General features: G+C 67.4%; 8 protein-coding genes. 4 read left to right on the forward strand and 4 right to left on the reverse strand.

Translation table 11 applies throughout. The annotated features are described in order from the left end of the window. Nucleotides 1-843, reverse strand: an 843-nt coding sequence (locus ACEN88_RS17900; RefSeq protein WP_413341673.1) for a muconate/chloromuconate family cycloisomerase, incomplete at its 3' end; no start/stop codon positions are given. Between the two features lie 103 nt (nt 844-946). Here ACEN88_RS17900 and ACEN88_RS17905 point away from each other — a divergent pair. The 3 genes from ACEN88_RS17905 to ACEN88_RS17915 all read left to right on the forward strand — a co-directional run bounded on the left by ACEN88_RS17905 (nt 947) and on the right by ACEN88_RS17915 (nt 4,396). After that, nucleotides 947-1,861 (forward strand): LysR family transcriptional regulator, encoded by a 915-nt coding sequence (locus ACEN88_RS17905; RefSeq protein ID WP_413341676.1) that lies wholly within the window; start codon nt 947-949, stop codon nt 1,859-1,861. A gap of 12 nt (nt 1,862-1,873) precedes the next feature. Then, the gene (yddG, locus tag ACEN88_RS17910) at nt 1,874-2,758 is read left to right on the forward strand and encodes an aromatic amino acid DMT transporter YddG (RefSeq protein WP_413341678.1); all 885 of its coding nucleotides are present in this window, start codon (nt 1,874-1,876) and stop codon (nt 2,756-2,758) included. A gap of 63 nt (nt 2,759-2,821) precedes the next feature. Then, on the forward strand, nt 2,822-4,396 hold the full coding sequence (locus ACEN88_RS17915) for a L,D-transpeptidase family protein (protein WP_413341680.1): 1,575 nt from the start codon (nt 2,822-2,824) through the stop codon (nt 4,394-4,396). On the opposite strand, the gene ACEN88_RS17920 is transcribed toward ACEN88_RS17915, so the two are convergent. Continuing rightward, complete coding sequence (locus ACEN88_RS17920; protein WP_413341682.1) at nt 4,385-6,271, reverse strand: NPCBM/NEW2 domain-containing protein; 1,887 nt, start codon at nt 6,269-6,271, stop codon at nt 4,385-4,387. The genes ACEN88_RS17915 and ACEN88_RS17920 overlap by 12 nt on opposite strands. 145 nt (nt 6,272-6,416) lie before the next feature. On the opposite strand from ACEN88_RS17920, the gene ACEN88_RS17925 reads away from it, so the two are divergent. After that, nucleotides 6,417-7,751, forward strand: a complete 1,335-nt coding sequence (locus ACEN88_RS17925) for a hemolysin family protein (RefSeq protein WP_413341684.1) — start codon at nt 6,417-6,419, stop codon at nt 7,749-7,751. Here ACEN88_RS17925 and ACEN88_RS17930 read toward each other — a convergent pair. Further along, nucleotides 7,748-8,572 carry a hypothetical protein gene (locus ACEN88_RS17930; RefSeq protein WP_413341686.1) on the reverse strand — a complete coding sequence of 275 codons (825 nt, stop codon included), beginning with the start codon at nt 8,570-8,572 and terminating at the stop codon, nt 7,748-7,750. The two genes, ACEN88_RS17925 and ACEN88_RS17930, sit on opposite strands and share 4 nt — an antisense overlap. Before the next feature lie 50 nt (nt 8,573-8,622). After that, nucleotides 8,623-9,145 (reverse strand): sulfurtransferase (locus tag ACEN88_RS17935; protein WP_413341688.1); only part of this gene is annotated, 523 nt, incomplete at its 5' end.

The following is a 9,145-nucleotide window of genomic DNA, read 5'->3' on the forward strand; positions in this document are numbered from 1 at the left end:
TTCCAGCGCCGCGAACAGGCCGCCGGACTGCGCGATCTTGACGGCGTAGACGTCGGCGGCGTCCGAGCGGGCCAGCGCCAGCGCATCGACCGGGCCGTGCAGGGCTTCGTCGGCCATGATCGCGACGTCGAAGCGGCGCGCGAGGCGGCCCAGCATCGCCGTGTGATGGGCTTTCACGGGTTGCTCGATCAGGTCGACGCCGCCGGCTTCCAGCTGGGCGATGCCGCGCACGGCTTGCGCTTCGCTCCAGGCCTGGTTGACGTCGACGCGCACGCTGGCGCGGTCGCCCAGCGCGCGCTTGATCGCCAGCACGTGGGCGACGTCGGCGTCCACGCTGCGCAGCCCGATCTTCAGCTTGAAGATGCGGTGGCGGCGGATCTCCAGCATGTGTTCCGCTTCCGCGATGTCCTTGGCCGTGTCGCCGCTGGCCAGGGTCCAGGCCACGGGCAAGGCGTCGCGCACGCGGCCGCCCAGCAGGTCGGACAGCGGCACGCCCAGGCGGCGCGCATGCGCATCCAGCAGCGCCGTCTCCAGCGCGCACTTGGCGAAGCGGTTGCCCTGGATGGCCTTGCGCACCCTGGCCATCGCCTTTGCCGGCTGGCTCGCGTCCATGCCGACCAGCAGTGGGGCGATGTGGGTGTCGATATTGGCCTTGATGCTTTCCGGGCTCTCTTCGCCGTAGGCCAGGCCGCCGATGGTGGTGGCCTCGCCCCAGCCCTGGATGCCGTCGGCGCAGCGGACGCGCACGAGCACCAGGGTCTGCGTGTTCATCGTCGCGACGGACAGCTTGTGCGGCCGGATCGTCGGCACGTCGAGCAGGAAGGTTTCGATATATTGAATCATATTATTTGCGTATAATTCGCTGAGGTGAGGACACGATATTCCTGCAAATGAGGGACGTCCAACACCGTTTTGGTATCGTTTCAATACCCTATAGGTATCGAGTATGGAATTAAGGCACCTGCGCTACTTCGTCGCGGTCGCGGAAGAACGCAACTTCACGCGCGCCGCCGAGCGCCTGCACATCGCCCAGCCGCCGCTCAGCCGGCAGATCCAGCAACTGGAGGAAGACCTGGGCGTGACCCTGATCGAAAAAGGGGTGAGACCGCTGCGCCTGACGGAGGCCGGCGCGTTTTTCCTGGCGCATGCGAAGCCGCTGCTGGACCAGGTGCGCGACCTGCGCACGATGACGCAGCGCGTGGGGAAGCTGGAACGGACGCTGTCGGTCGGCTTCGTCGCGTCGACGCTGTACGGCCTGCTGCCGGACATCATCCGCCGCTACCGCGACAACCACCCCGAGGTGGAGGTGACCCTGCACGAGATGACGACGGTGGAGCAGCTCAAGGCCTTGAAGGAAGGGCGCATCGACGTGGGTTTCGGGCGCCTGAAGAGCGAGGACACGAGCATCCGCCGCATCCTGCTGCGCGAGGAGCCGATGGTGGTGGCGCTGTTCCCCGGCCACCGCCTCGCGGAGAAAGAGGGCAACCTGCGCCTGACGGACCTGATCCACGAAGCGCTGCTCGTGTACCCGAAGGCGCCGCGGCCCAGCTTTGCCGACCAGGTGCTGGCCGCTTTCCGCGAAGCGAACCTGATGCCGGACCACGTGACGGAAGTGCGCGAACTGCAGATCGCGATGGGCCTGGTGGCGGCCGGGCAGGGCATCGCGATCGTGCCGGAGAGCGTGCAGGGCATGCATCACCGGAACGTCGTGTACCGGCGCATCGAGGACAAGCATGCGGTGTCGCCGATCTTCTTCAGCGTGCGCCACATGGACCGCTCGCCCGAGCTGGAAAACATGCTGGCCGCCGTGTATTCGGTCTACGACGACCTCGGCATCCCGCACGTCAGGGAAGCGTTGTAGGCCGGGAGCGCAATGAACGACAGGAACAAGGCGACCCTGATCGGCTTGACTGCCGTCCTGCTGTGGAGCGCCATCGTGGGCCTGATCCGCCAGGTCAGCGTCCACCTCGGCCCCACGGGCGGGGCCGCGCTGATGTACAGCGTGGCGTCGGTGTTCCTGCTGCTGTCGGTGGGCCATGCGCGGCTGCCGCGCCGCTACCTGGCCTGGGGCAGCGTGCTGTTCGTGACCTATGAACTGTGCCTGTCGCTGTCGATCGGCTATGCGGACACGGCGCGCCAGGCCATCGAGGTCGGGATGGTCAACTACCTGTGGCCCACGTTCACCATCGTGGCAAGCATCCTGTTCAACCGGCAGAAGACGAACTTCCTGATCGTGCCGGGGTTCGCGCTGTCCATCGTCGGCATCTGCTGGGTGCTGGGCGGCGCGCAGGGCGTCGATCTTGCCGGCATGCTGCGCAACGTGCGCGCCAACCCGCTCAGCTACGGGCTGGCGTTCGCCGGCGCCGTGATCTGGGCCGCGTACTGCACGGTGACGGCGCGCATCGCGGAAGGAAAGAACGGCGTCACGCTGTTCTTCATCCTCGTGTCGATGACGTTGTGGGGCAAGTACCTGCTGGAGGGCGGCGGCCGCATGGATTTCAGTCTCGAGGCCGTCGTCTACCTGCTCCTGGCCGCGGGCGCCATGGGCTTCGGCTACGGCGCGTGGAATGTCGGCATCCTGCACGGGAACGTGACGGTCCTGGCCGGCGCGTCGTACTTCATCCCCGTGCTCTCCGCGGCGCTCTCGGCACGCCTGCTGCGCGCGCCGCTGTCGCTCGCGTTCTGGCAGGGCGCGGCCATGGTGTGCGGCGGTGCCATCCTGTGCTGGCTCGCCACGCGCACCAATCGTACACGCTGATATCACGCGTTGCGGGTATGATGCTTATCGGTAACGTATCGTTGCCGAAGTCCGAAAGCATCCATGAAGTCCAGCCAGAAAATCGCCACCGCGCTCGTGCTCTGTGCCGCGGCCCTCGTTCCCCGTTTCTCCCTCGCCCAGTCCATCCCCGCGGCCATCCATGCGCAAGCCGCGCCATTGCCCGGTCCCTACGACGAGCGCGGTTGGCTCGACCGCTTCTACGCCCCGCGCAAGTATGCGCCCGCGTGGAATCCGCAAACCGCCGCCGCCGCGTTGTGGGTGCTGCGCCAGGCCCCGGTACAGGGCCTCGACCCGCAGGACTACGGCGCCGACGACCTGCAGCAGCAGCTGCGTTCCGGCCATGCCGATCCCGCCAGATTCGACGTCGCGCTGACGGCGGCGATGCTGCACTACCTGGCCGACCTGCGCGTGGGCCGCGTGCGTTCCGAATACCACACCGGCAAGTCCGACGCGCGCCTCAAGCGCTACGATCCGGTCGAGCGGCTGCGTACGGGACTCGCGGCCGGCAAGCTGCGCGACGCGGTGCAGGCGGCCGAGCCGCAGCTGCCGCTGTACGCGCAGGTCAAGGCGGCGCTGGCGCATTACCGCGAGCTGGCGAAGCAGCCGTATCCCGCGCTCCTGGTGCCGCAGGCGAAGGTCAAACCGGGCGCGGCGTATCCGGATGCGCAGGCGCTGTTCGAACGCCTCGTGCTGCTGGGCGACCTGCCGGCCGATGCGGCGCCGCCCGTTGACGGCATCTACGGCGACAAGCTGGAAGAGGGCGTGCGCCACTTCCAGGCCCGTCACGGACTGGAGGAAGACGGTGTGCTGGGGCGCGGCACGGTCAATGCGCTCAACGTGCCGCCCGCGCAGCGCGTGCGCCAGCTCGAACTGACGCTGGAGCGTTTGCGCTGGCTGCCGGATTTCGGTCCCGGCCCGCTGATCGTCGTCGACCTGCCGGCCTACCGGCTGTGGGCGCTGCAGAACGGCAGCACGGAGGCGCCGCTGGAGATGCGCGTCGTCGTCGGCTCCGCCGTCAAGACGGAAACGCCGCTGTTCGTCGGGCAGATGCGCTACCTCGAATTCAACCCGTACTGGAACGTCCCGCGCAGCATCCTGGAAAAAGAGATCCTGCCGAAGCTCGCGCGCAATCCGGCGTACCTGAAGCAGCATGACATGGAGACGGTGCCGCCGGAAGCGAGCGTGGCGGACCTGAAAGCGGGGCGGGCGCGCGTGCGCCAGCGCCCGGGGGCGAAGAATTCGCTGGGACCGATCAAGTTCGCGATGCCGAACCCGATGGACATCTATTTGCACTCGACGTCGGCGCGCGAACTGTTCGAACGCAGCCGGCGCGACCTGTCGCACGGCTGCATCCGCGTCGAGCACCCGGCCGCGCTGGCGCAGTACGTGCTCGGCGGGCAGCGCCAATGGACGGCGGATGCGATCCAGGAGGCGCTGCAGCCGGGGCCGACGAAGCACGTCGACCTGCCTCGTTCGATTCCCGTGGTGCTGTTCTACGCGACCGCCATCGTCGACAGCGAGGGCGGTGCGCGCTTCGCCGCGGACATCTACGGCCGTGACGTCAGACTGGAGCAGGAGCTGGCGGCGCGCCGCCACGCCTTGAAATCAGCGCGCTGACGTCAGCGCCGCGTCACCCCAGGTCACCGGCAGCTGCTCGTTGGCGCCGCCCGTGCTCTTGGCCACCAGTTCGATCAGCTTGACGCCGGCGACGTCCACGCTCAATGCCTGCGCCGGCTGGCCCCAGCGCAGCGCACGGCTCTTCGCGAGCAGCTTGCCGTCGCCGTAGACGAGGAACGTCACGCCGTTCTTGCGGTCCTGCGCGGAATCGTCGACGCCGACCTTCGTCTCCAGGCGGCGGTAATCGTGGTTGCGCACTTCGAGGCGCGAATTGGCCAGGATGCCGATGCCGGCGTCGTAGCGCTTGCCGCCGATCTGCAGCCACTGGCCGTACGGCGTGCTGTCCGCGCGCGCGCCGCCGAAGCCGGCGTACATCGGGCGTTCGCCGCCGCCCTTGGTGCCGCTCCAGCCGAACGACGAGCGGAACACGGTCGGATCGGCCGTCGGCTTCGTCACGCCGTCGACGGCCGGGTTCACGCTGCCCGGCTGCTCCGACAGGTACAGGCCGTCCGCCAGCGCGCGTGCGCCCTGGACGCGGAAGATGCGCGTTTCGCGCGGCGCCACTTTCACTTTCGTCTCGTTCGTGAACGAGGTGGCTTCCTTCGACCAGAGATCGGTCAGCGTGATCTTGCCGTCCTTGCGCAGCTTGAGGTGCTCTGCCGTCAGGTCGGCATCGACGGCTGCGATGCCGCGGTTGAAGATGGCGACGGCCTTGTCGCCCGACGCGAGGGTCTTCACGAGGATTTGCACGTCGTCCGCGTCGTACGCGAGCACGGCCTGGTTGCCGGCCGGGTCCTGGTTCAGCGCGATGATGTCGGCGTTGCCGAAGATGTCCATCAGCGCCTGCGGCGTCGTGCGCAGGTCGGCGCCCGTCATCAGCGGCGAATTCAGCATGGCCCACAGCGCGAAGTGCGATCTCGCTTCGGTCAGGTGGTTCGCGTCGAAATCGCCGGCGCCGATGTACAGCATGTCCGGATCGTTCCAGCTGCCCGGATGGCCGTACAGTTCGCGCCGTGCGGCGCTGTCGTAGTTACTGAGCAGGCGCGGCCAGTTCGGGCGGATGTCGTCGCTCGTGCGCGAGAGGTTGCCGAAGTTCTTGCCCCAGGCGCGTACGTCGGCCGAGCCCCACACGCACAGCGACAGCAGGTAGTCGCCGTCCGGATTGCTGCGCTTCAGTGCCTCGTTGATCTGCGTGAATTCCGCCTGCACGGCCGGGATGTCCGAGCGGGCGACCGATTCCAGGTCCAGCACGGGTTTCAGCGCGCGGTAGTTGCCCGTCTTGACTTTCGGGCTGTCCGCGCCGTACGCGCGCAGGCCGCAGCCGTCGACCTTGATGAAGTCGAAGCCCCAGTCGCGGAAGAACAGGCCGATGTCCTGGTCGATGTGGCCGTACAGGCCCACTTCGCGTTCGAGCACGCTGCCCTTCGGCAGGTTCGGGTCGTCGCCGCCATACGCCTGCGAGCACGTATTGCGGCCCAGGTCCGAGTAAATACCGGCCTTCAGGCCCATCGCGTGGATCTTGTCGGTGAACGGACGGAACCCGCCGTTGACGGTGGACGGGAACCGGTCCGGGCGTACGATCAGGCGGCCGTCCGGCTGGTTGCGGCGCAGCGCCCAGCCGTCGTCGATGTTGACGTAGCGGTAGCCCTTGGCGGCCAGGCCGCTGTCCACGAGGCGCTGGGCCGCGCCCAGGACCTTCGCCTCGTCGATGTCGGTGCCGAACGCATTCCAGCTGCTCCAGCCCATCGGCGGCGTGGCCGCGTGGCCCGCGGTGTAGGCGCTCCAGCGCGCGGTCGGTGCGAGGGGATCGGTGGCAGCGTGAGACAGGGTCGCCGCGAACAACAGAGGAATCAGGGCCAGGCGAGGCTTTTGCATCGGGATTTCCAGTATGAGGTGTGGACGTGATAGCAGATTATGCGAAGCACGGGGGCTTTCGACAATTACTAAATGTGTCATCCGGTATATCAAATTGAGCTGACTGGCGCCTATGTTAAAGTGACATCATTATTCCGGGTGCTCCATGAATCTGTTCGAACATCTGGCCTTGCTGGCCGTCCTCGTGCTGGCCGCCGGCTTCCTGTCCCTGAGCGAAATCGCGCTGGCGGGCGCACGCAAGATCAAGCTGAAACTGCTGGCCCAGGCGGGCGACGCGCGCGCGCACAAGGTGATCGCGCTGCAGGCGCAGTCGGCCGACTTCTTCGCCGCGTCGCAGATCGGCCTGAACGCGATCGCCATCCTGGGCGGTATCCTCGGGGAGGGCGCGCTGCGGCCGTTTTTCCTGGAATGGCTGACGCTCTTCTACGATGGACCGGGCCGCGACAATATCGCGTTCGCGCTGTCGTTCGTGTTCGTCACGACGCTGTTCGTGCTCTTCGCCGACCTGATGCCCAAGCGCCTCGCGATGATCGCGCCGGAGAGCACGGCGATGGCCGTCGTGCGGCCGGTCATGGTCGTCATCCGCGTGTTCAGGCCCCTGTCCTGGGCACTGAACAAGGTGGCGAACATGCTGTTTCGCGTGTTCGGCGTCGACACGACGCGCGAGGACCGCATCACCTTCGACGAGATCTCGGCCGTCGTGGAAGCGGGCGCGCAGGCCGGCGTGCTGCAGAAGCAGGAGCAGCACTTCATCGAGAACGTGTTCGAGCTGGAGTCGCGCGCCGTCACGTCGACGATGACGACGCGGGAGAACGTCGTGTTCTTCACGCTGACCGAATCCGAGGACAGCATCCGCCAGAAGATCGCCACGCACGCGCTGTCGAAATTCCCCGTGTGCGACGGCGTGATCGACCGCGTGATCGGCTATGTGGACACGCGCGACATCCTCGTGCAGCTGCTGAACCGCCAGTCCCGGTTCCAGCTGAACGAATCGAGCATCCGCACGGTCCTGATCATTCCCGATTCGCTGACGCTGTCCGAACTGCTCGACCGCTTCCGCGCCACCAAGGAGACGTTCGCCGTCGTGATCAACGAGTACGCGTTCATCGTCGGCGTCGTCACGCTGAGCGACATCATGGTGACCGTGATGGGCAAATGGGGCACGCCGCTGGAGGCGGACCAGCAGGCCTTGCAACGCGAGGACGGTTCCTGGCTGATCGACGGCAGCACGCCGGTGGCGGACATGAAGCGCGTGCTCGAACTGGACGGGCTGCCCGAGGAGGAGCACTACGAGACGGCGGCCGGCTTCATGATGTACATGCTGCGCAAGGTGCCCAAGCCGACCGACAGCGTCGAATACGAAGGGATGCGGTTCGAAGTGCTCGACGTGGACCACTACCGCATCGACCAGCTGCTCGTGAAGCGGATCGGCGCGCGCGGCGCATCGTCCGCCACGCCGGCCGAACCGCTGGAAGATTAGTCGAGCGCCAGGATGCCCTGCAGCGACGAGATCCGCTCGGGGGCCGACCACGTGCCGGCCAGCCGGCGCTGCGCGTCGAACTCCAGCAACTGCCTTCCCTTGTGCCCGTTGTCCGGACCGTGTCCCTGCCAGTTCGCGACGAGCAGGTGGCCGTCGTCCAGCTGCTGGAAGCTCGCATAGAAGAACGGCGCCACCTCGGCGGGCAGGTCGGCCGCGGCGCCGAAGCGCTGCCGCACGTTCCCGGCCGCGTCGAACAACACCATCACCGCGCCATAGCCGCCCGACACGAGAGTGGTGCCGTCCGCGTTCCGTTCGGCCTTCCACGCATGCTCGAATTCGGACACGCCAAAGCGGCGGCGTTCCGTCAGGTCCGGCGCCGTTTCGAGGATGTGGTCGTTGGTGCAGAGCAGGTACGTGCCGTCCCGCGTCGGGCGCATCAGGCGCACGTAGTCGCCGTCGCGGCGCGCGCTGGCGACGACGTTCCATTCGCGGTCCAGCGTCAGCACGTTGACGCCACCCGTGCCGTCCAGGTTCCAGCCCGTCACGAGCGTGTGGCCGTCGGGCCGGCGGTGCACGGCCGTGACGTCGGTCCAGCGCGCGCAGGCGTCCAGGACGCGGCCCGATTCGATGTCCAGCTCGAAGAAACCGCGGTCGAAGCCGACCAGCGCGCGGGCCGCGTCGAGCCGCTGCAGGTCGCGCGCGAGCGGGTAGGGGGACAGGTCCAGCGTCCAGTGGAAGGTGTCGGTGGCGGTGTCGACGAGCGACAGTTGTTGGCGGCCTTCGTCGATGGCGAGCAGGCGGCGGGAGATTGTCTCGGTCATGTGGGTGAATTAGTTATCGATAACTTTTCGGAGTGTATGCGATTTCCGCGTTATCGGCAATGGCGCCGGCGTTCGACGTTCTCCCGCTCCGCGCGGCACACGACCGGGTTGTCCGGATCCCGGCTCCATTCGCACCAGCCGCCGTCGTACACGCCGATGCGCTCCCAGCCCATCAGCCAGGCGTAGAAGAACGCCAGCGACGCGCGCCAGCCGGTGCCGCAATAAAATACCGTCGGCCGGCCCGCGTGGATGCCGTTCGATCCCCACATGCGCAGGATGTCCGCCGCGGGTTTCATGCGCCCGTCGGCGTGATGGAACGCGGCCATGCTGTTCACGTCGCCCTCGTCGCCGGCGCGGCCCCATACGGCGCCCGGAATGTCGCCCCGTGCCTCGATGTAGTTGTAGCCCGACGTCCGGCCGACGTATTCGTTCCACGTGCGGATGCTGGCGAGCGTGCCCTGGCCATGCCGCAGCAGGCCGCGCACCTGGTCCATGTCGAACAGGTAGTCGGGCCGCGCGGGGAAGGGCGCGCCGAAATCGTCCGCCGCGGGACCGGGACGCGGCGGCCCGGAT

The sequence above is a fragment of the Massilia sp. CT11-108 genome, assembly GCF_047302915.1.
Taxonomy (GTDB): domain Bacteria; phylum Pseudomonadota; class Gammaproteobacteria; order Burkholderiales; family Burkholderiaceae_D; genus Telluria; species Telluria orientalis.

Bases quoted from the DNA above. Each gene is read 5' to 3' on its own strand.
- ACEN88_RS17920 (WP_413341682.1), bottom strand. From the start codon at position 6,271: ATGCAAAAGCCTCGCCTGGCCCTGATTCCTCTGTTGTTCGCGGCGACC.
- ACEN88_RS17905 (WP_413341676.1), top strand. From the start codon at position 947: ATGGAATTAAGGCACCTGCGCTACTTCGTCGCGGTCGCGGAAGAACGC.
- ACEN88_RS17915 (WP_413341680.1), top strand. From the start codon at position 2,822: ATGAAGTCCAGCCAGAAAATCGCCACCGCGCTCGTGCTCTGTGCCGCG.
- yddG (WP_413341678.1), top strand. From the start codon at position 1,874: ATGAACGACAGGAACAAGGCGACCCTGATCGGCTTGACTGCCGTCCTG.
- ACEN88_RS17930 (WP_413341686.1), bottom strand. From the start codon at position 8,572: ATGACCGAGACAATCTCCCGCCGCCTGCTCGCCATCGACGAAGGCCGC.
- ACEN88_RS17925 (WP_413341684.1), top strand. From the start codon at position 6,417: ATGAATCTGTTCGAACATCTGGCCTTGCTGGCCGTCCTCGTGCTGGCC.